Origin of the sequence: Mycobacterium scrofulaceum (assembly GCF_002086735.1) — a bacterium.
Taxonomy (GTDB): domain Bacteria; phylum Actinomycetota; class Actinomycetes; order Mycobacteriales; family Mycobacteriaceae; genus Mycobacterium; species Mycobacterium scrofulaceum.
Genome location: NZ_MVIJ01000023.1, coordinates 1 through 20,678 on the forward strand (window position 1 = coordinate 1; position 20,678 = coordinate 20,678).

At 70.1% G+C, this 20,678-nt stretch carries 19 protein-coding genes and 3 pseudogenes; 17 read left to right on the plus strand and 5 right to left on the minus strand.

Annotated elements, in window-relative coordinates; genetic code table 11:
* Nucleotides 1-426: pseudogene (locus tag BST44_RS15945) on the plus strand (hypothetical protein); the annotation flags it as partial.
* A gap of 5 nt (nucleotides 427-431) precedes the next feature.
* Here the strand turns inward: BST44_RS15945 and BST44_RS15950 are convergent.
* From BST44_RS15950 to BST44_RS15965, 4 genes are all read right to left on the minus strand, one after another.
* Nucleotides 432-1,487, minus strand: a complete 1,056-nt coding sequence (locus BST44_RS15950) for an LLM class F420-dependent oxidoreductase (RefSeq protein ID WP_083178085.1) — start codon at nucleotides 1,485-1,487, stop codon at nucleotides 432-434.
* Between the two features lie 88 nt (nucleotides 1,488-1,575).
* The gene (locus tag BST44_RS15955) at nucleotides 1,576-2,415 is read right to left on the minus strand and encodes a dienelactone hydrolase family protein (protein WP_083178086.1); all 840 of its coding nucleotides are present in this window, start codon (nucleotides 2,413-2,415) and stop codon (nucleotides 1,576-1,578) included.
* A 23-nt stretch (nucleotides 2,416-2,438) separates the two neighbouring features.
* Complete coding sequence (locus tag BST44_RS15960) at nucleotides 2,439-2,675, minus strand: Rv1535 family protein (RefSeq protein ID WP_083178087.1); 237 nt, start codon at nucleotides 2,673-2,675, stop codon at nucleotides 2,439-2,441.
* A gap of 421 nt (nucleotides 2,676-3,096) precedes the next feature.
* Nucleotides 3,097-3,543, minus strand: a complete 447-nt coding sequence (locus BST44_RS15965) for a DUF2510 domain-containing protein (RefSeq protein WP_083178088.1) — start codon at nucleotides 3,541-3,543, stop codon at nucleotides 3,097-3,099.
* A gap of 83 nt (nucleotides 3,544-3,626) precedes the next feature.
* On the opposite strand from BST44_RS15965, the gene glmS reads away from it, so the two are divergent.
* The 15 genes and pseudogenes from glmS (at nucleotide 3,627) to groL (ending at nucleotide 18,393) form a co-directional block, all read left to right on the plus strand.
* A complete protein-coding gene (glmS, locus tag BST44_RS15970) occupies nucleotides 3,627-5,492 on the plus strand; it encodes a glutamine--fructose-6-phosphate transaminase (isomerizing) (protein WP_083178089.1) in 1,866 nt (621 codons plus the stop codon).
* A 91-nt stretch (nucleotides 5,493-5,583) separates the two neighbouring features.
* Nucleotides 5,584-6,474 carry a DUF4436 domain-containing protein gene (locus BST44_RS15975; RefSeq protein WP_083178090.1) on the plus strand — a complete coding sequence of 297 codons (891 nt, stop codon included), beginning with the start codon at nucleotides 5,584-5,586 and terminating at the stop codon, nucleotides 6,472-6,474.
* Nucleotides 6,475-6,594: 120 nt separating this feature from the next.
* A complete protein-coding gene (locus BST44_RS15980) occupies nucleotides 6,595-7,446 on the plus strand; it encodes a DUF4436 domain-containing protein (RefSeq protein WP_083178091.1) in 852 nt (283 codons plus the stop codon).
* A gap of 100 nt (nucleotides 7,447-7,546) precedes the next feature.
* On the plus strand, nucleotides 7,547-8,224 hold the full coding sequence (locus tag BST44_RS15985) for a rhomboid-like protein (protein ID WP_083178092.1): 678 nt from the start codon (nucleotides 7,547-7,549) through the stop codon (nucleotides 8,222-8,224).
* Nucleotides 8,225-8,257: 33 nt separating this feature from the next.
* Nucleotides 8,258-9,679, plus strand: a complete 1,422-nt coding sequence (locus BST44_RS15990) for an NAD(P)H-hydrate dehydratase (protein ID WP_083178153.1) — start codon at nucleotides 8,258-8,260, stop codon at nucleotides 9,677-9,679.
* Between the two features lie 24 nt (nucleotides 9,680-9,703).
* Nucleotides 9,704-11,086: a glutamate decarboxylase gene (gene gad, locus BST44_RS15995; protein ID WP_083178093.1), complete on the plus strand. Its 1,383-nt coding sequence runs from the start codon at nucleotides 9,704-9,706 to the stop codon at nucleotides 11,084-11,086.
* A gap of 84 nt (nucleotides 11,087-11,170) precedes the next feature.
* Nucleotides 11,171-12,346, plus strand: a complete 1,176-nt coding sequence (alr, locus tag BST44_RS16000) for an alanine racemase (protein WP_083178154.1) — start codon at nucleotides 11,171-11,173, stop codon at nucleotides 12,344-12,346.
* Nucleotides 12,347-12,398: 52 nt separating this feature from the next.
* Nucleotides 12,399-13,451, plus strand: a complete 1,053-nt coding sequence (locus BST44_RS16005) for an alpha/beta fold hydrolase (protein WP_208619817.1) — start codon at nucleotides 12,399-12,401, stop codon at nucleotides 13,449-13,451.
* A gap of 19 nt (nucleotides 13,452-13,470) precedes the next feature.
* Nucleotides 13,471-13,959 carry a tRNA (adenosine(37)-N6)-threonylcarbamoyltransferase complex ATPase subunit type 1 TsaE gene (gene tsaE, locus BST44_RS16010; protein WP_142274526.1) on the plus strand — a complete coding sequence of 163 codons (489 nt, stop codon included), beginning with the start codon at nucleotides 13,471-13,473 and terminating at the stop codon, nucleotides 13,957-13,959.
* Nucleotides 13,956-14,579: a tRNA (adenosine(37)-N6)-threonylcarbamoyltransferase complex dimerization subunit type 1 TsaB gene (gene tsaB, locus BST44_RS16015; RefSeq protein ID WP_083178155.1), complete on the plus strand. Its 624-nt coding sequence runs from the start codon at nucleotides 13,956-13,958 to the stop codon at nucleotides 14,577-14,579. The genes tsaE and tsaB overlap by 4 nt, the downstream gene beginning before the upstream one ends.
* Nucleotides 14,576-15,043, plus strand: a complete 468-nt coding sequence (gene rimI / locus BST44_RS16020) for a ribosomal protein S18-alanine N-acetyltransferase (RefSeq protein WP_083178096.1) — start codon at nucleotides 14,576-14,578, stop codon at nucleotides 15,041-15,043. The genes tsaB and rimI overlap by 4 nt, the downstream gene beginning before the upstream one ends.
* Entirely contained in the window at nucleotides 15,040-16,062 is a 1,023-nt protein-coding gene (tsaD, locus tag BST44_RS16025) for a tRNA (adenosine(37)-N6)-threonylcarbamoyltransferase complex transferase subunit TsaD (protein ID WP_083178097.1), read from the plus strand. Before rimI ends, tsaD begins: the two co-directional genes overlap by 4 nt.
* A 201-nt stretch (nucleotides 16,063-16,263) precedes the next feature.
* Nucleotides 16,264-16,566, plus strand: a complete 303-nt coding sequence (gene groES, locus BST44_RS16030) for a co-chaperone GroES (RefSeq protein ID WP_007167930.1) — start codon at nucleotides 16,264-16,266, stop codon at nucleotides 16,564-16,566.
* A 73-nt stretch (nucleotides 16,567-16,639) separates the two neighbouring features.
* A pseudogene (locus BST44_RS31700) lies at nucleotides 16,640-16,739 on the plus strand (hypothetical protein); the annotation flags it as partial.
* Between the two features lie 19 nt (nucleotides 16,740-16,758).
* Nucleotides 16,759-18,393, plus strand: a complete 1,635-nt coding sequence (gene groL / locus BST44_RS16035; RefSeq protein WP_083178098.1) for a chaperonin GroEL — start codon at nucleotides 16,759-16,761, stop codon at nucleotides 18,391-18,393.
* Nucleotides 18,394-18,714: 321 nt separating this feature from the next.
* On the opposite strand, the pseudogene BST44_RS16040 reads toward groL, so the two are convergent.
* Nucleotides 18,715-18,957, minus strand: a pseudogene (locus tag BST44_RS16040) (fatty acid desaturase); the annotation flags it as partial.
* A gap of 572 nt (nucleotides 18,958-19,529) precedes the next feature.
* Here BST44_RS16040 and BST44_RS16045 point away from each other — a divergent pair.
* Nucleotides 19,530-20,660: a sensor histidine kinase gene (locus BST44_RS16045; protein WP_244184833.1), complete on the plus strand. Its 1,131-nt coding sequence runs from the start codon at nucleotides 19,530-19,532 to the stop codon at nucleotides 20,658-20,660.
* The last annotated feature ends 18 nt before the right edge of the window (nucleotides 20,661-20,678 follow it).

Below are 20,678 nucleotides of genomic sequence, written 5' to 3' on the forward strand. Positions count from 1 at the left end.
GGGCTGGGCGGCGGGCTCGGCGACGGTGGCGGTGGGGGTCTGCTCGGGTTGGCCGGCCGGATCGTCGACGCGGTCGGCGCGCTGATCGGCTCGGCGGGTGACGGCCTGGGGGACAGCGAGCCCTTCGACCGCGGGGACGGCTTCGACGGGGAGCCTTTCGAGGACGACGACACCGACGAACAGACCCCGGAGACGCACACCGAACACGCCGGAGATGTCAAGGAGGTCGAAGACACCGGAGAGGCTGAGCCCGACGCCGCCGCCGAACCGGTCGGCGCGCCGCCAGCGCCGGATGCGCCGCCAGCGCCGGATGCGGCGCCGGCACCGGATGCGGCGCCGGCGGCGGGCGGTCCCGCGCTGCCGGCGACCGAGGGGAAGACGCCCTGCGAGATCGCCGCGGACCAGCTGCCGCAGGCGGGGCAGTGACGACCTCAGGCCGGGCGCAGCGCCAGCACTTCTTCGACGAAGCGGACGGATTCGGCGCGGTCGGCAGCCAGCGGGCTCAGCAGCATCGTCGTCACCCCGGCTTCGGCGAAGGCCGCGAGGCGTTCGGCGACGTAACCCCGCGGACCGACCAGCGACATGCCGCGCACCAGCTCGTCGGGCACCGCGTCGATGGCCTCGCGCTTGCGGCCCGACAGGTACAGCTCCTGGATGCGGTCGGCGACCTCGCCGAACCCGTAGCGGGTGGCCAGGGCGTGGTAGAAGTTGCGGCCTTTAGCGCCCATTCCGCCGAGGTAGAGGCCGAGCTGCGGCTTGACCCAGGCCAGCCTCGCGTCGACGTCGACGTCGACGTCGTCGCCGATGGCCACCGACGCGTGCACCATCACGTCCAGCGGCCCCAGGGCGGGATCCCGCTTGGCGGTCCCGGCCGCCAGCGCGTCGCCCCACACCGAGGCGGCCTGGTCCGGGAGGAAGAAGACGGGCTGCCAACCCTCGGCAATCTCGGCGGTCAGCTCGACGTTCTGGGGGCCGAGCGCGGCGATGGTGATCGGAATGCGTTCGCGCACAGGATGATTGATGAGGTGCAACGCTTTGCCGAGGCCGGTGCCGCGGCCGGGCGGCAGCGGGATCTGATAGTGCTTGCCGTTGTGCTGCAGCCGCTCGCGGCGCCACACCTTGCGGCAGATCTCCACGATCTCGCGGGTACGGCCCAGCGGCGCGTCGAACTCCACGCCGTGGAAGCCCTCGATCACCTGGGGCCCGGAGGTGCCGATTCCCAGCCGGAACCGCCCGTCGGACACGAAGTCCAGCCCCGCGGCCGTCATCGCCAGCAGCGAGGGCGTGCGGACGTAGATGGGGAACACCCCCGAGGCCAACTCGACCGTGGTGGTCTTGGCGGCCAGGTAACCGAGCTGGCTCACGGCATCGAAGGCGTACGCCTCGGCCACCACCGCGATGTCGATGCCGGCCTTCTCGAGCTCCACGACGCGGTCCACGGCCTGGTGAAAGCCGCCCGAATAGTCCAGGGCGATCCCGATGCGCATCAACGACAGATACCACGACCGCCCTGCGCGAGGCGGGGCGCGGCAGTCCCAGCCCGCCGACACGCCCGTCCGGTGCTCCGCTGCCGCGTCACTTCAACAGCGCGACGATCTTCTCCTCCAGGGCGACGGGCGGCGCCTCGGGATCCACCGGGTCCGTCTTGGGCAGATGGACGTCGGGATCGGCGAAGTCGCGGTAGGTCTTGTCGCCGCCCAGCGTGTGGAGCAGGTAACCCGTGACCAGCGCGCGTACGGTTCGCTGCGTGCGCCGGTGCGGGCCGGCCAGGCCGAACGCCTTCGTCAGCCGCCGGCCCTCGACCAGCCCGCCGGGCCGGGCCTTGCTGACGATGCGCAGCGTGGCCGCGTCCCAGGCGCGCGACAGCGACAGCGCGTTCGAGGTCAGCGACTGGGCATCGCCGGGCGCGGTCAAGATCAGCCCCGGCAGCGTCAGGGCCGTCGCCGGGGCCTCGGCCGGAGGGCTGGTGACCGCGGGAAACAGCGCCGCCGCCGCGGCCAGCTTGTTCGGCATGCCGGCCGCGGCGAAGACGGCGGCCGAGCCGCCGAAGCCGTGCCCCACCACGCCCAGCTTGGCGGGGTGCACGCTGATCTTGCCCGGTCCCAGCCGCACCCCCGACACGATGTCCAGCGCGGTGCCGAGGTCGAAGGCGAAGTTCAGCACCGAAGGGGCCAGGCCCCGCTCGGTGTCGGGGGCGCCGGCCACGATGCCCCACGACGCCAGGTGCTTGAGCAGGCCCCCGTAGCGGGCGGCGCCGGCGAGCCAGTCGTGGCCGAACGCCACCCCGGGCAGATTCAGCCCCGCCTCCGGCGTGTACACCACCCCCGGCAGCCCGGCAAAAGCCAGGTCACCACGCAAAACCCGGTGCGGACCACGGCGGCTGAGGGCTGCGAAAAGCTTGCGGGTGCGGGCCACGCGTCGACGTTAGCGCATCCGCGTCAGGCCACGACCTCGATCACGCCCACCCGCCACAGCGCCGCGTACACGTGGCGCAGCGGGATGCTCAGCAACCGGGCGGCCGTGTCCACCATCGGGTCGCCGCTGGCGATCGGCTCGCGCCGCCGCTTGGGTGCCGGCCTGGGTGCCGGCTGGGGTGCCGGCGCAGGCGCCGCCGCCAGCGTCAGGCTGGGCGCGGGCGCCACGGTCATCACGTCGTCGAACAGAACAGCGGTCATGATTATCCCCTTGCAGAAGTATGTAAAAATTTTTGATTAACGTTTATTAACGATTAGCTATCCGGAGGTTTACGCGTTGCATGGATTTTCGATCCAAACCGAATTAGCGACAACAAGCAAAACGCGATTATCGGGTAGCTGGACGATCGACATTGATGTCTGCGAGAAACAGTTAATACTGAAAAGATATGGTTGCGCAGCGCGCATCTGCACCGGCGAATCCGACGATTCCGCAGGTGGAACTGATCAAGCGGGCGTCAACGAGCTGTCCTTTCTGCCGGCTTCGGCGGTCGCCGGTCTTAGCCGATATGCAGAATTCTAGGTAGCTGGATTGCTAGAGCGATGACACAAACGAAAACGTCAGAAATACATCAAGTGAAAAACGTTTCTGCCGTTTATGAAGACGGTATGAAGGTGACGGTCAGCGTCCTTGCGGCGGAAAACCGGGTGGATTGGTCCACGGCGTCCACCTGACCCCGTCCCAGTAGCGGTGCCCCGGACCCGACGGGTCGCCGTACCACCCGGGCGGCGGGGTGGGCGCGGCCGGCGGGGCGGGGACATAGCCGGTCCCCGGGGCGGCGGCATGGCCGGCCGGCGGAGCGGGGATTTGACCGCCCGGCGGCTGCTCGGCCAGCTTGCGCACGCCCCGGATCGCGCCCCAATTGGAGATCAGCGCCACCCAGTTCATCACCAACAGCGACACCACGCTCCACCACCCGGCCCCCAGGTTGTGCGCCTGCGCGGTGCGATACGCCCTCTCGCACTGCTCGAGCGTCCCGGTGAAGGTGTAGCTGCGCTGCTGCCAGAAGATGACGGCTCCGGTGTGCTCGGTGAGGCTGAGCTGAAAACGACGGTAGGGGTCGGTCAACGTGGGCCTTTCGCGCAGGTGGGCGCCCTAACGTTAGCGTCGGCGTGCCGTGGCGGGCGGCAGGCTGCACTACCCTGGTTCAGATGTGCGGAATCGTCGGCTACGTCGGGCAGCAGCCTGCCTGCAAGGTCGTCATGGATGCGCTGCGCCGGATGGAGTACCGCGGCTACGACTCGTCGGGGATCGCGCTGGTCAACGGCGCCGGGACGCTCACGGTGTGCCGTCGCGCCGGCCGGCTGGCCAATCTGGAGGAGGCCGTCGCGCAGATGCCGCCGGATTCGCTGGGCGGCACCACCGGCCTGGGCCACACCCGCTGGGCCACCCACGGGCGGCCGACCGACCGCAACGCGCACCCGCACCGCGACGCCGCCGGCAAGATCGCCGTCGTCCACAACGGCATCATCGAGAACTACCCGAGCCTGCGCCACGAGCTGGAGGCCCAGGGCGTCGAATTCGCCAGCGACACCGACACCGAGGTCGCGGTGCACCTGGTGGCGCAGGCCTACCGGCAGGGAGCGACCGCGGGGGACTTCGCCGCCTCGGTGCTGGCGGTGCTGCGCCGGCTGGAAGGCCACTTCACACTGGTGTTCACCAACGCCGACGAGCCCGGCACCATCGTGGCCGCGCGCCGCTCGACGCCGCTGGTGCTCGGGATCGGCGACGGGGAGATGTTCGTGGGCTCCGACGTCGCCGCGTTCATCCCGCACACCCGCCACGCCGTCGAACTCGGGCAGGACCAGGCCGTGGTGCTCACCGCGGACGGCTACCGGATCACCGACTTCCGGGGCAACCCCGACGTCGAGTACCGCGAGTTCCACATCGACTGGGACCTGGCCGCCGCCGAAAAGGGCGGCTACGAGTACTTCATGCTCAAGGAGATCGCCGAGCAGCCCACCGCGGTGGCCGACACATTGCTCGGGCACTTCGTCGACGGCCGGATCACCCTCGACGAGCAGCGCCTCTCCGACCAGGAGCTGCGCGAGATCGACAAGGTGTTCGTGGTGGCCTGCGGCACCGCCTACCACTCCGGCCTGCTCGCAAAGTACGCGATCGAGCACTGGACCCGGCTGCCGGTGGAAGTCGAGCTGGCCAGCGAGTTCCGCTACCGCGACCCGGTGCTGGACCGCAGCACCCTGGTGGTCGCGATCTCGCAGTCCGGGGAAACCGCGGACACGCTCGAAGCCGTCCGCCACGCCAAGGAGCAGAAGGCCAAGGTGCTGGCCATCTGCAACACCAACGGCTCACAGATCCCGCGCGAATGCGACGCCGTGCTCTACACCCGCGCCGGCCCCGAGATCGGCGTCGCCTCGACCAAGACGTTCCTGGCGCAGATCACCGCCAACTACCTGGTGGGCCTGGCGCTGGCGCAGGCCCGCGGCACCAAGTACCCCGACGAGGTCGAGCGGGAGTACCGGGAGCTGGAAGCCATGCCGGACCTGGTCGCGCGGGTGCTCGCGATGATCGAGCCGGTGGCCGCCCTGGCCTACCGGTTCGCGCAGTCGGAGACCGTGCTCTTCCTCGGGCGCCACGTCGGCTACCCGGTGGCGCTCGAAGGCGCGCTGAAACTCAAAGAGCTGGCCTACATGCACGCCGAGGGATTCGCCGCCGGCGAACTCAAGCACGGCCCCATCGCGCTGATCGAAGACGACCTGCCGGTCATCGTCGTCATGCCCTCGCCCAAGGGGCAGGCCACGCTGCACTCCAAGCTGTTGTCCAACATTCGCGAAATCCAGGCCCGCGGCGCGATCACCATCGTGATCGCCGAGGAGGGCGACGACACGGTGCGGCCCTACGCCGACCACCTCATCGAAATCCCCTCGGTGTCAACGCTTCTGCAACCGCTGCTGTCGACCATCCCGCTGCAGGTGTTCGCCGCGTCGGTGGCGCAGGCGCGCGGATACGACGTCGACAAGCCGCGCAACCTCGCCAAGTCCGTCACCGTCGAATAGTCAGTGCCGCTTCGGCCGTATCGCCGCGAGATCCGCAGCCGTTCCGTTAGATTCGCCTGGGACACGTCAACTCCCCACGGGTAGGAGCAGCATGCGTTCGGCGGCCAGAAGACTCGCCGCGGTGGGTTTCGTCCTGCTCATCGTCGGGACCTACGTCGCGTTGGTCGAGCTCTACCACAACACGGTCGAGACGACGTCAGCCGGCACCCTCAGCGACAACGCGGAGACCGCCGCCCAGAGCATGGCGACGCTGACCGTGGAGGAGATGCAGTCGAACTACAGCGCGGTGGTGGCCACCGTGGCCGTCGCGCCCGGACCCGAGCTGCTGGACCCGGTCACCCACCGGCTCAAGGAAGACCTCATGCTGCGCGTCAGGTCGGCCGCCCAGCCCAGTCGGCGCGACTACACCAGAGGCATGCTCCCCGGCGTCTTTCCGCTCCCGCTGACCATCGCCGGTCACATCGAACGGTGGCCGTTCGACAACTACACCTCGGGACCGATCGAGGTGCAGCTGTTTCATGGTGGCGACACGACCAAACCGCCCGAACTCATCCCGGTGCGACTCATCGACCACCTCCCCGGATTCAAGGTCTCCGCCACCAAGAGCGCCGGCCACGAGGGTTACCGGATGAGCGTGCGCCGCGCGCCGAGCACCGCCGTGTTCGGCATCGTCATCTGCGGCGTGCTGATCGCCATCGCCGTGCTCGGGCTGGTCGTGGCGATTCAGACGATGCGTGACCGGCGAAAGTTCCAGCCCCCGATGACGACGTGGTACGCGGCGATGCTCTTCGCGGTGGTGCCGCTGCGCAACGCGCTTCCGGGCTCGCCCCCGGTGGGGGCGTGGATCGACGTGACCGTCGTGCTCTGGGTGATCGTCGCGTTGGTGGTGGCGATGCTGCTCTACATCGTCTGCTGGTGGCGCCACCTGCGGCCCGAGGCCGTCGCACCGCCGTCGGAGCCGGTCGCCGCGGCGTCGGGCTGACGTGGATCGAAATCCTTGCGGTTTCAAGGCGTTTCCGGCAGCCGGTCAACTACATTGCCCGTGGGCAATGATTTTTCTCGCGTTGGGTGGCCACGGGGCCAAGTCGGGCAGGGGGCAGTCGTGAGATATGGGATCATCGCTCTGATCGTGGGCGTCGTCGCGGCGTACGTCGCCTCGGTCGCGATCTACGCCAGCGGCGGGGGGCGCCACCATCACCCGGAAACCCCGGCCGGGGGTGACCGGAGCACGGCGACGCTGGCCATCGAGGACATCCAGTCGAACTACAGCGTGCTGATGGGCAACCTGACCATCTCGCCGGGGTCGGCGCTGCTGGACCCCGAGACCCAGCACTTCAAGGAAGACGTCAGCCTCCGGGTGCGATCCGTGGCGACGCCGACCCGTCGCACGTGGACCAAAGGCATGCTGCCCGGCGTCTTTCCCGTCCCGCTGACCATCGCGGGGGACATCGAGAGCTGGCCATTCGACCACTACCGTTCGGGGCCGGTCGAGGTGGAGCTCATGCACGGCCCCGGGGAGGTGCCCGAGCGCGTACCGGTGACCTTCGTCAACCACCTCTCCGGCTGGCAGGTGTCCACCGACGGGTCCGGGCCCTACCGGGTGAGCGTGCACCGCTCGCTCAGCGCGGCCGCGTTCGGCATCGTCATCTTGTGCGTGCTGGTGGCCATCGCCGGCCTGGGTCTGTTCGTCGCCGTTCAGACCGTCCGCAACCGGCGCAAGTTCCAGCCCCCGATGACGACGTGGTACGCGGCGATGCTCTTCGCGGTGGTGCCCCTACGGAACGCGCTGCCGGGCTCGCCGCCCTTCGGGGGCTGGATCGACATCACGCTGGTGCTGTGGGTGCTGGTCCTCCTGGTGGTCTCGATGCTGCTCTACATCATGTGCTGGTGGCGGCATCTGCGGCCCGAGGTTCCCGTGCCGGCAGATCCCGCCCCGGCGCCGTCGAGCGCATGAGGCGCTCGCCCGGCGCCACCGCCTGAGTTGCGCTCCCCGACGACCGGCGTGCGAAGGTGATGACGTGACGAATGCTCCGGTGCGATCCCGACTGCGCAGCATGGGACTCGCGGTCTGGCATTACGTCAGCAGCGCGCCGCTGACCTACGGCTGGCTGCTCGTCCTGCTGATCACGACGTTCATTCAGCACTGGCTTCCCCAGCGGCAACTGCACTCGATGCTGATGCACCATTCGACCAACATTCACGGGCTGGCGCGCGACCCGCTCGACGTGCTGTTCTCCAGCCTGTTGTGGATCGACGGGGACAACCTGACGCCGTACCTGATCCTGTTCAGCTTGTTCCTGGCGCCGGCCGAACACTGGCTTGGCCAATTACGTTGGCTCACAGTTGGATTGAGCGCCCACATCCTGTCCACCTACTTCAGCGAAGGCCTGCTGTATTTCGCGATCGAGGAACACGACGCGTCGGAACGGCTGGTGCACGCGCGCGACATCGGCGTGAGCTACTTTCTGGTCGGGGTGATGGGCGTGCTGGCCTATCACATCGCCCGGCCGTGGCGGTGGGGCTATCTGGGCGTGCTGTTCGTCATCTTCGGTTTCCCGTTGCTGGCAATGGATCGTATTGAGTTGAACTTCACCGCGATCGGGCACTTCACGTCGATCCTGATCGGGCTCTGCTTCTACCCGATGACACGGCACAAGGACCCCCGGCAGCTGAGCCCGGCGCGCCTGCGGGCCATGGCGCGACGGCAGCGATCGCGCGAGGCATCGGCCTGAGCCGGCCGGCCGCCGACCCGTAATGTGGCTAAGGTGCGGCACTACTACTCCGTAGACGCGATCCGCCGGGCCGAGGCGCCGCTGCTGGCCAGCCTGCCCGACGGGGCCCTGATGAGGCGCGCGGCCTTCGGGCTCGCCGCCGAGGTCGTCGCCGAGTTGCGGGCCCGCACCGGCGGGGTGGCCGGCCGCCGGGTGTGCGCGGTGGTCGGCTCGGGGGACAACGGCGGTGACGCGCTGTGGGCCGCGACCTTCGTGCGCCGTCGCGGCGCCGCCGCGGACGCGGTGCTGCTCAATCCCGAACGCACCCATCGCAAGGGGCTGGCGGCGTTCACCAAGGCCGGCGGCCGTGTTGTCGAAAGCGTCGCGCCCACAACCGATCTCGTCATCGACGGCGTGGTGGGCATCTCCGGGTCGGGGCCGCTGCGCCCGGCCGCCGCCGAGGTCTTCGCCGCGGTCGACGAGGCGGGGATCCCGGTCCTCGCCGTCGACATCCCCAGCGGCGTCGACGTGGCGACCGGGGCGATCGGCGGCCCCGCGGTGCGCGCGGCGCTGACCGTGACCTTCGGCGGGCTCAAGCCCGTGCACGCGCTCGGCGACTGCGGGCGGGTGAAGCTGATCGACATCGGGCTCGACCTGCCGGGCACGGACGTACTGGGTTTCGAGGCGGCCGACGTGGCCGCCCGCTGGCCGGTGCCCGGGCCCCACGACGACAAGTACACCCAGGGCGTGACCGGCGTGATGGCCGGCTCGTCGACGTATCCGGGTGCGGCCGTCCTGTGCACGGGGGCCGCCGTCGCGGCGACCTCCGGCATGGTGCGCTACGCCGGCAGCGCGCACCGCGAGGTGCTCGCGCACTGGCCGGAGGTGATCGCCTCGCCCACCCCCGCGTCGGCCGGGCGCGTCCAATCTTGGGTCGTCGGGCCGGGATTGGGCACCGACGACACCGGCGCCGCGGCGCTGTGGTTCGCGCTGGAGACCGACCTGCCGGTGATCGTCGACGCCGACGGGCTGACGATCCTGGCGGCGCACCCCGAGCTGGTCGCCAACCGCAACGCCCCCACGGTGCTGACCCCGCACGCCGGTGAATTCGCCCGCCTGGCGGGTACCCCCCCGGGTGATGACCGGGTGGGCGCGTGCCGCAAGCTGGCCGACACCTTCGGCGCGACCGTGCTGCTCAAGGGGAACGTCACGGTCATCGCCGATCCGGGCGGCCCGGTGTACCTCAACCCGGCCGGGCAATCGTGGGCGGCCACCGCAGGTTCCGGCGACGTGCTGTCCGGCATGATCGGCGCACTGCTCGCGGCGGGCCTGCCGGCGGCCGAGGCGGCCGCGGCGGCGGCGTTCGTCCACGCGCGGGCGGCGGCGTCCGCGGCCGCAGACCCGGGCCCCGGTGCCGCGCCGACGTCGTCGTCCCGGATGGTTCCGCATATCAGGGCCGCCCTGGCCGCCATTTAGCGCCGCTACCGAGAGGATCTCCCAGTGCCGCAACATCCGTCCCTGCCCGCGCACGCGATCGCCCCCGCCTACACCGGCCGCCTGTTCACCGCGCCGGTGCCGGCGCTGCGGATGCCCGACGAGTCGATGGACCCCGAGGCCGCCTACCGCTTCATCCACGACGAGTTGATGCTCGACGGCAGCTCGCGGCTCAACCTGGCCACGTTCGTCACCACCTGGATGGATCCCGAGGCCGGCCGGCTGATGGCCGAGACGTTCGACAAGAACATGATCGACAAGGACGAGTACCCGGCGACCGCGGCCATCGAGCAGCGCTGCGTGTGCATGGTGGCCGACCTGTTCCACGCCGACGGCCTGAACGACGCCGACCCTTACAGCGCGTGCGGGGTCTCCACGATCGGCTCCAGCGAGGCGGTGATGCTGGGCGGGCTGGCCATGAAGTGGCGCTGGCGCGCGAAGGTCGGGAAGGGCTGGGAGGCGCGCCGGCCCAACCTGGTGATGGGCTCCAACGTGCAGGTGGTGTGGGAGAAGTTCTGCCGCTACTTCGACGTCGAGCCCCGCTACCTGCCGATGGAGGAGGGGCGCTACGTCATCACCCCCGAACAGGTCGTCGACGCCGTCGACGAGGACACCATCGGCGTGGTGGCGATCCTGGGCACCACCTACACCGGTGAGCTGGAGCCGGTCGCCGAGATCTGCGGCGCGCTGGACAAGCTGGCGGCCGGCGGCGGGGTGGACGTGCCGGTGCACGTCGACGCCGCCAGCGGCGGGTTCGTGGTGCCCTTCCTGCACCCCGAACTCAAGTGGGACTTCCGCCTGCCCCGGGTGGTGTCGATCAACGTCAGCGGCCACAAGTACGGGCTGACCTATCCCGGCGTCGGGTTCGTGGTGTGGCGCAGCAAGGAGTACCTGCCCGAAGAGCTCGTGTTCCGGGTCAACTACCTCGGCGGCGACATGCCGACCTTCACGCTGAATTTCTCCCGGCCGGGCAACCAGGTGGTCGGCCAGTACTACAACTTCCTGCGGCTCGGCCGCGACGGCTACTCCAAGGTGATGCAGGCGCTGTCGGGGACGGCGCGCTGGCTGGCCGAGCAGCTGCGGGTCAGCGACCACTGCGAGCTCATCTCCGACGGGTCGGCGATCCCGGTGGTCGCGTTCCGGCTCGCCGGGGACCGCGGCTACACCGAGTTCGACGTGTCCCATGAGTTGCGCACCTACGGCTGGCAGGTGCCGGCCTACACGATGCCCGACAACGCCACCGACGTCTCGGTGCTGCGCATCGTGGTGCGTGAGGGCCTGTCGGCCGACCTGGCCCGCGCACTGCACGACGACGCGGTCTCCGCGCTGAGCTCGCTGGACAAGCTCAAGCCCGGCGGCCACTACGAGGCCCAGCACTTCGCGCACTGAGCCGCCTGCCACACGAGTGCGGCCGTTGTGACCATTGCGACGGCGTGGGGCGGCGGTCGGCCCGGTTCTGGGACAATGGCGGCCATGAAAGGGTGCGCCGCTACGCCGACATCCCTGACGCCGGGCGTGCTCGCCGAGGCCCTGGTGGACCTGGGCGCCATCGAGCACAACGTGCGGTTGCTGGGCGAGCACGCCGGCGGCGCCCAGGTGATGGCCGTCGTCAAGGCCGACGGCTACGGCCACGGCGCCACCCAGGCGGCCCGCGCGGCGCTGGCCGGCGGGGCGGCCGAGCTGGGCGTGGCCACCGTCGCCGAGGCGCTGGCGCTGCGCGCCGACGGCATCACCGCGCCCGTGCTGGCCTGGCTGCACCCGCCCGGCATCGACTTCGGCCCCGCGCTGCTGGCCGACGTGGAGATCGCCGTGTCGTCGGAGCGTCAGCTCGACGAGCTGCTGGACGCGGCGCGCCGGACCGGCCGCACGGCGACCGTCACCGTCAAGGTCGATACCGGGCTGAACCGCAACGGCGTCCACCCGGCGCAGTACCCGTCGATGCTGACCGCGCTGCGCCGGGCCGTGGCCGAGGACGCCATCCGGCTGCGCGGCCTGATGTCGCACATGGTGTTCGCCGATCAACCGGCCAACCCCGTCAACGATCTTCAGGCCGAACGCTTCGCCGACATGCTGGCGCAGGCGGGCGAGAGCGGGGTGCGGTTCGAGGTCGCGCACCTGGCGAACTCGTCGGCCACCATGTCGCGGCCCGACCTGGCCTTCGACCTGGTGCGGCCCGGCGTCGCGGTGTACGGGCTGAGCCCGGTGCCCGAACTCGGCGACATGGGGCTGGTGCCGGCGATGACCGTGAAATGCCCTGTGGCGCTGGTCAAGTCGATCCGGGCGGGCGAGAGCGTGTCGTACGGGCACACCTGGACCGCCGAGCGCGACACCAACCTGGCGCTGCTGCCGGTCGGCTACGCGGACGGCGTCTTCCGGTCGCTGGGCGGGCGGCTGGAGGTGTTGATCAACGGCAAGCGGCGGCCCGGCGTGGGACGGATCTGCATGGACCAGTTCGTCGTCGACCTCGGCCCCGGCCGGGCCGACGTCGCCGAGGGCGACGAGGCGATCCTGTTCGGGCCCGGCGGCAGCGGGGAATCCACCGCACAGGACTGGGCAGACCTGCTCGGCACCATCCACTACGAGGTGGTGACCAGCCCCCGCGGGCGGATCACCCGGACCTACCGCGAGGCACGAACCCTTGAGCCCTGAGAAGACCCGCAGGCGCCGGCAGGGGAGGGCCTGGCTCGCGGGCGGGGCGGGGGTGACGGCCCTCGCCACCATCGTCGGAGCCTCGGCCCGCCGCTCGATGACCCAGCGGGCCCGCGGCGCCGACGACCCCTACGCCGACGAGGATTTCGACACGATCGACGACGACCGCGCCTCGCTGGTCACCACCCCCGACGGGGTGTCGCTGGCGATCCGGGAGGCCGGCCCCGCGGACGCCCCGCTGACCATGGTCTTCGTCCACGGTTTCTGTCTGCGGATGGGCGCCTTCCACTTCCAGCGAACGCGGCTGCCCCACCACCTGGGCCCGGGTGTCCGGATGGTCTTCTACGACCAGCGCGGCCACGGCCTCTCCGACGAGGCCGCGCCGGAGAGCTACACGCTGACCCAGCTCGGCAGGGATCTCGAGACCGTGCTCGCGGCGGTGGCGCCGCGCGGCATGGTCGTGCTGGTCGGTCACTCGATGGGCGGCATGACCGTGTTGGCGCATGCCCGCCAGTTCCCCGGCCAGTACGGGCGCCGCATCGTGGGCGCCGCGCTGATCTCGTCGGCGGCCGAAGGCGTCGCCAGGTCCCCGCTGGGCGAGATCCTGAAGAACCCGGCGCTGGAAGCCTTCCGGTTCACCGCGCGGTCCGCGCCCAAGCTGATGCACCGCGGCCGCACCGTGTCGCGCTCGCTGATCGGCCCCGTCCTGCGGGCCGCGTCCTACAGCGACCTGCACGTCAGCCGGAGACTGGACGCCTTTTCGCAGCAAATGATGAACGGCACCCCGATCCCGACCATGGTGGAGTTCCTGGACGCCCTGGAACACCACGACGAAACCGCCGGGCTGTGGACCCTGCTGCGCATCCCCACCCTGATCGCCTGCGGCGACCACGACCTGCTGACGCCGGACGAATACTCGCGCAAGATGGCCGCGTCGCTGCCGCGGTCCGAGCTGGTCATCGTCGCCGGCGCCAGCCACCTCGCGCTGCTGGACAAGCCCGAGGCGATCAACGACGGGCTGGTCCGGCTCGTCAAGCGGGCCACCCCGGGTCGCGCCGGGCTGGCGGCCCGCTGGATGCGGGAAAGGCTGTGGCGCCGTGGCTAGCCTTGATGGCGGCGACCCGCTGCGCCCGGCTTCGCCGCGCTTGCGATCACCGCAGGAGGGCACGGCCACGCTGGAGCGCGTGGAGGACACCGTCGCACTGGGGTCGCGGCTCGGCGAACAGCTGCGCGCGGGAGACGTGGTGGTGCTCACCGGTCCGCTCGGCGCGGGAAAGACCGTGCTGGCCAAGGGGATTGCCGCGGCGATGGACGTCGACGGCCCGGTCACCTCGCCGTCGTACGTGCTGGCTCGGGTGCACCCGCCGCGGCGCACCGGCGCACCGGCGATGATTCATGTCGACATGTACCGGCTTTTGGACACCGGCGGCGCCGACCTGCTGGCCGAGCTCGACTCGCTGGACCTCGACACCGATCTCGACGACGCGGTGGTGGTGGTGGAGTGGGGCGAGGGCCTCGTCGAACGCCTCGCCGAGCGGCACCTCGACGTCCGCCTGGAACGCCTCAGCGGGTCCGACGTGCGGATCGCTTCGTGGCAGTGGGGCCGGTCGTGACTCTCGTGCTGGCGCTCGACACCGCCACCCCGGCCGTCACGGCCGGGATCGTGCGCCGCGACGACCTCTTCGTGCTGGCGGAGCGGGTCACCGTCGACGCCCGCGCCCACGCCGAACGGCTCACCCCCAACGTGCTGGCCGCCCTCGCCGACGCCGGGCTGACGATGGGCGACCTGGACGCCGTCGTCGTGGGCTGTGGCCCCGGCCCGTTCACCGGCCTGCGGGCCGGGATGGCCACGGCCGCCGCCTACGGGCACGCGCTGGGCATCCCGGTGCGCGGCGTGTGCAGCCTGGACGCCATCGGCGCGCGCACCACCGGCGAGGTGCTGGTGGTCACCGACGCCCGCCGGCGCGAGGTCTACTGGGCCCGCTACCGCGACGGGTTCCGCGTCGAGGGGCCGGGGGTCAACGCCCCGGCCGACGTCGACCCGGGCGCGGCCCAGGCGGTGGCCGGCTCGCCCGAGCACGCGGCGCTGTTCGACCTGCCGCGTCGCGGGCCGATCCACCCCACGCCGGCCGGGCTCGTCGCCGCGGTGCCCGACTGGTCGCAGCGCCCGCTGCCCCTGGTGGCGCTGTATCTGCGCCGCCCGGACGCCAAACCGATGGCGGCGCGCGGGTGACCGCCCCCAGCGAGCCCGTGACGCTCGGCGCGCTGACCCCCGCCGACGCCGCGCGCTGCGCCCAACTGGAGAGGCAGTTGTTCGACGGCGACGACCCCTGGCCCGCGGCGGCGTTCAACCGCGAGCTGGCCAGCAAGCACAACCATTACGTCGGCGCGCGCGCCGACGGCACGCTCGTCGGGTATGCGGGAATCTCGCGGCTGGGCCGCACGCCGCCGTTCGAGTACGAGGTGCACACCATCGGCGTGGACCCGGCCTATCAGGGGCGGGGCATCGGCCGCCGGTTGCTCGACGAGCTGCTGGTCTTCGCCGACGCCGGCGCTGTCTTCCTGGAGGTGCGCACCGACAACGAGGCGGCCATCTCGCTGTACCGCAGCGTGGGCTTCGAGCAGATCGGCCTGCGCCGGCGCTACTACCGCGCCAGCGGCGCCGACGCGTACACCATGCGCAGGGCGGCCCAATGATCATCTTGGCCATCGAAAGCTCTTGCGACGAAACGGGAGTCGGCATCGCGCGGCTCGCCGCCGACGGCACGGTGACGCTGCTGGCCGACGAGGTGGCGTCCAGCGTCGACGAACACGTCCGGTTCGGCGGCGTGGTGCCCGAGATCGCGTCGCGGGCGCACCTGGAGGCGCTCGGCCCCACGATGCGTCGCGCGTTGGCGGCGGCCGGCGCGGCCAAGCCGGACGTCGTCGCCGCCACGATCGGGCCCGGACTGGCCGGCGCGCTGCTGGTCGGGGTGGCCGCGGCCAAGGCGTACGCGGCGGCGTGGGGGGTGCCGTTCTACGCCGTCAACCACCTGGGCGGGCACCTGGCCGCCGACGTCTACGAACACGGCCCGCTGCCCGAGTGCGTGGCGCTGCTGGTCTCCGGCGGACACACGCACCTGCTGCACGTGCGTTCGCTCGGTGAGCCGATCGCCGAGCTGGGCAGCACCGTCGACGACGCCGCCGGCGAGGCCTACGACAAGGTGGCCCGCCTGCTGGGGCTGGGCTATCCCGGCGGCAAGGTGCTCGACGACCTGGCCCGGACGGGCGACCGCGACGCCATCACGTTCCCGCGCGGCATGACCGGCCCCGGCGACGACCCGTACGCCTTCAGCTTCTCCGGCCTCAAGACGGCCGTGGCCCGCTACCTGGAGAGCCACCCGGACGCGGTGAACGCCGACGTCGCCGCGGGCTTTCAGGAGGCGGTCGCCGACGTGCTGACGATGAAGGCGGTGCGGGCGGCGACGGGGCTCGGCGCCTCGACGTTGCTGATCGCCGGGGGCGTGGCCGCCAATTCGCGGCTGCGGGAGCTGGCGGAGCGGCGGTGCGCGGCGGCCGGACTGACGCTGCGGATCCCCAGGCCGCGGCTGTGCACCGACAACGGGGCGATGATCGCGTCCTTCGCCGCGCACCTGGTGGCCGCCGGGGCGCCGCCCTCCCCGCTGGACGTGCCCAGCGACCCGGGGCTTCCGGTGGTAAAAGCCCAGGTCAGCTGATCGCCCGTAGCGAACATCTGGCGCGCAGCCGGCCGCCCTTGAGTGCTAGCACTCTCGTGTATAGAGTGCTAGGTGGCAATCGGCCCAAACCCTGCGCCGGCACCCGCGACGACGGCGCTCGGGCCCGGACGACTGCCGAATCCCTTGATAATTCCGGGGCATCCGCCCCGGACCCGATCTAACTAGTGGAGGGCTCCAATCGTGGCGAAGGTGAACATCAAGCCACTCGAGGACAAGATTCTCGTGCAGGCCAACGAGGCCGAGACCACGACCGCGTCCGGTCTGGTCATTCCTGACACCGCCAAGGAGAAGCCGCAGGAAGGCACCGTCGTCGCAGTCGGTCCCGGCCGCTGGGACGAGGACGGTGAGAAGCGGATCCCGCTGGACGTCTCGGAAGGCGACACCGTCATCTACAGCAAGTACGGCGGCACCGAGATCAAGTACAACGGCGAGGAGTACCTGATCCTGTCGGCGCGCGACGTGCTGGCTGTCGTATCGAAGTAAGCACCGTGTTCCGCCCCGGCGATCCCCGCGCATGGCCGCGGGCGATTTCCGGGGCGGCATGCGTTAGCGGGTGGTGGTGATCGCAAGCGCGGCGCAGCCGGGCGAAGCGGGTCGCCACCATCGAGCACGTGGTGATCGCAAGCGCGGCGCAGCCGGGCGAAGCGGGTCGCCACCGTTTAAACAAGGAGCCTGATGAGCAAGCTTATTGAGTACGACGAAACCGCCCGCCGCGCCATGGAGGCCGGCGTGAACAAGCTCGCCGACGCGGTACGGGTGACGCTGGGGCCGCGGGGTCGGCACGTGGTGCTGGCCAAGGCATTCGGCGGGCCGGCGGTGACCAACGACGGCGTCACCGTCGCGCGCGAGATCGACCTGGAGGACCCGTTCGAGAACCTGGGTGCCCAGTTGGTGAAGTCGGTGGCCACCAAGACCAACGACGTCGCCGGCGACGGCACCACCACGGCGACCGTGCTCGCGCAGGCGTTGATCAAGGACGGCCTGCGCATGGTTGCCGCCGGCGCCAACCCCATCGAGCTGGGCGTGGGGATCGGCAAGGCCGGCGACGCGGTGTCCGAGGCGCTGCTTGCGGAGGCCACCCCCGTCTCCGGCAGGGAGGGCATCGCGCAGGTGGCGACGGTGTCGTCGCGCGACCCGCAGATCGGTGAGCTGGTCGGCGAGGCGATGACCAAGGTCGGCACCGACGGCGTGCTCAGCGTCGAAGAGTCCTCGACGCTGAACACCGAGCTGGAGTTCACCGAGGGCGTCGGCTTTGACAAGGGTTTCCTGTCGGCGTATTTCGTCACCGACTTCGACTCGCAGGAGGCCGTGCTCGACGACCCGGTGATCCTGTTGCACCAGGAGAAGATCAGCTCGCTGCCCGACCTGCTGCCGATGCTCGAGAAGATCGCCGAGATGGGCAAACCGCTGCTGATCATCGCCGAGGACATCGAGGGCGAGGCCCTGGCGACCCTGGTCGTCAACTCGATTCGCAAGACGCTGAAGGCGGTCGCGGTCAAGGCGCCGTTCTTCGGTGACCGGCGCAAGGCGTTCCTCGAGGATCTCGCGGTGGTCACGGGCGGCCAGGTGATCAATCCCGACGCCGGCCTGCTGCTGCGCGAGGTCGGCACCGACGTGCTGGGTTCGGCCCGCCGCGTGGTGGTCAGCAAGGACGACACCATCGTGGTCGAGGGCGGCGGTTCCAAGGACGCGGTCGAGGCCCGCATCAAGCAGCTGCGCGCCGAGATCGAGAACAGCGACTCGGACTGGGACCGCGAGAAGCTGCAGGAGCGGCTGGCCAAGCTGGCCGGCGGCGTGGCCGTCATCAAGGTCGGTGCCGCCACCGAGACCGCGCTCAAGGAGCGCAAGGAAAGCGTCGAGGACGCCGTCTCGGCCGCCAAGGCGGCCGTCGAGGAGGGCATTGTCGCGGGCGGCGGAACGGCGCTCATCCACGCCCGCAAGGCGCTGACGGAATTGCGCGGGACGGTGAGCGGCGACCAGGTGCTCGGGGTCGACGTGTTCTTCGAGGCGTTGGCGGCCCCGCTGTACTGGATCGCCACCAACGCCGGGCTGGACGGCTCGGTCGTGGTCAACAAGGTCAGCGAGCTGCCCGTCGGGCAGGGGCTGAACGCCGAGACGCTCGCCTATGGCGACCTACTCGGCGCCGGCGTCATCGACCCGGTCAAGGTGACCCGCTCGGCCGTCGTCAACGCGGCGTCGGTGGCCCGCATGGTGCTGACCACGGAGACGGCCATCGTCGAGAAGCCCGCCGACGCGGACGATGACCACGGCCACGGCCACGGCCACGGCCACGGGCATCACCACCACTAAACGCACCTCCTAACGAAGCGCCCCCGGTCAGTTGGCCGGGGGCGCTTTCGTTTTCGGAGAGGGGGTGGCTCCTAGACGGGTTTGCCCCAGAAGCATGGCAACGCGGACGACTACGGCCACGCTCACTGAGCAGTCGGGACAGGGTCGGACTGGTCAGTCCCACTATGCTGCGTCCCGCGGCTGAGCGAACGCGACACCTGTCAGCGGGTTTTCAAGATCGATCCCGGCACTATTGATGATGGCGGTGCGGACGCGCTGGTCATATGCTCGGTCGAAACTGCTGCACTTGGCCACGCCGTGGGAGCGGCGCAGGCCCGACATCTACGCCTGATCGATGCCGCCCTTCATCGAGGCACGGGCGCGACGGTGTTGGCGGATCGCTGTGTTGAGCCCGCGGCGGCGCGCTGTCGCCGGGTCCGTCCCGGCGAAACCGGGCTGCAGTTCGGGGAACATCCGCTCGCTGCGGGTCTCCGGAGCGTCGTCGGCGGTGTCGCGCAAGTAGCGGTCCGGCAGCGACAACTTGGCCATCGTGCGCCAGTTCTTGGCGTACTGCAACAGGAACGAGTGTCTCAGTTGACGATTGCTCGCCGGCTGCACCCAATCATTCGGATCCACATGAAGACCGATCGGGTCGTGGCCGTTGTCGCCGTTGCGTCATCGGCGATCCGGATTGTTTCGCCGCGGGTGGGTTGGCTGACGCGGCAGCCCAGTCAACCGCGACTGCCGGCACCGAGCCCGCTATCGCGCCGATCCCGGGTAGGTACGAAATGGTGTAGCGTCAAGGTGCTGAGAATTTCAGCTGGTGCGGGATGAGTTTGGCCGTTTTCGCCGCTTAGCTCTAGGAGCATTGGCTCCGAGCCCTCACACGCCGGTGATCAATGGAACTTCAGGTCACCATGACTACATCACTTGCTGTCCGTGCCGACACTCGCGTTTCCCTGATAGAGCTGCCCCGGACCGAAGCTGTTGATGATCCGCAGGGGTCGCGGTACTGGCTCAACTCAACCGGGCGAAGACACGCCAGTTCAACTCGCCGGCCGAGCCGATGGACCCACTCCAACAGGCACCGACGGGTGCGACAACGGTCGACGCGCCGAGCGTGACAAGCCTCGTGACCAGCGCGAATACGCTCGTCATTGCCGTCCGCATCCCGATTGACAGGAATGACCATGTCTGCTGTTAAAGCGGCGAAGCGAAGCGTGACATCGGAACCGAACTACCCTCCGGTGCCGATGCCCGCAACGGTCTATCGGCCCATCGCCCAGCAAGCTCTCAAGCTGACGGGCGCCGAGATCGCACTGGTCGCCGTCGCAATCAACCACGACATACCCACGTCGGAGGTGGCCGATCTGATGATCGTAGAAACCGCCGGCTCCGCAATAACCTCGATGCCGGGCCATGTCATCCGCGTGGCCGGTACCTCCGTCGGGCAGGCCTGCCTGGAGCGAACCCCTCGACGTCTCAACAACTTCGACGTCGCCATCGACGGCGTCCAACATGCCGGCCCGACGCTGGTGCTTCCGCTGCGCACCACCGATGCCGTGGTGAGGGTGTTGGTCGCGGTGCGGCGTGACGGCGCCCGGACGTTCAGCGACGAGCAGCTCGACATGATGGCCGCATTCACCGACCGGGCAGCGCTCGCCTGGCAGCTGGGGGCCGCACAGCGCCGGGCGCGCGAAATCGACATTCTTGCTGACCGCGACAGAATCGCCCACGGCCTGCACGACGTGATCCGGGGGATCTTTGCGGTCGAACTGGACCTACAGGGGACCATCCCGCGGGCGCGATCAACTGAGGTGCAGCAGAGACTGTCCGGCAGCATTGATGATCTTCAAGGCGTCATTCGGGAGATTCGCACCGCAGTTTTCGACCTGGACGGGGCACCGCCGGACACCGCCCGGCTGCGACATCGGCTCGACGAGGCAGTCGCGCGCTGCTGCGGATCCGAATTGGAGACCACGGTTCAATTCGTAGGCCCCTTGTCGATCGTCGATGCTGCACTCGCCGATCACGCCGAAGCCGTTGTGCGCGAAGCGGTCAGCAACGCTGTCCGGCATGCCGCCGCGACGAGACTTGCGGTGACGGTCAAGGTCGAGGACGGCGTGTGCATCGAAGTGATCGACGACGGTCGAGGTGTCCCCGGCGACGTCACCGGCGGTGGCTTGACCAGCTTGCAGCACCGAGCACAGCAGGCCGGCGGCGCGTTCACCATCGCGGGTGCCCCCGGCGGAGGTACCGTGCTGCGCTGGTCAGCACCGTTGCCGTGATCGTCGCCGCGCTGCGAC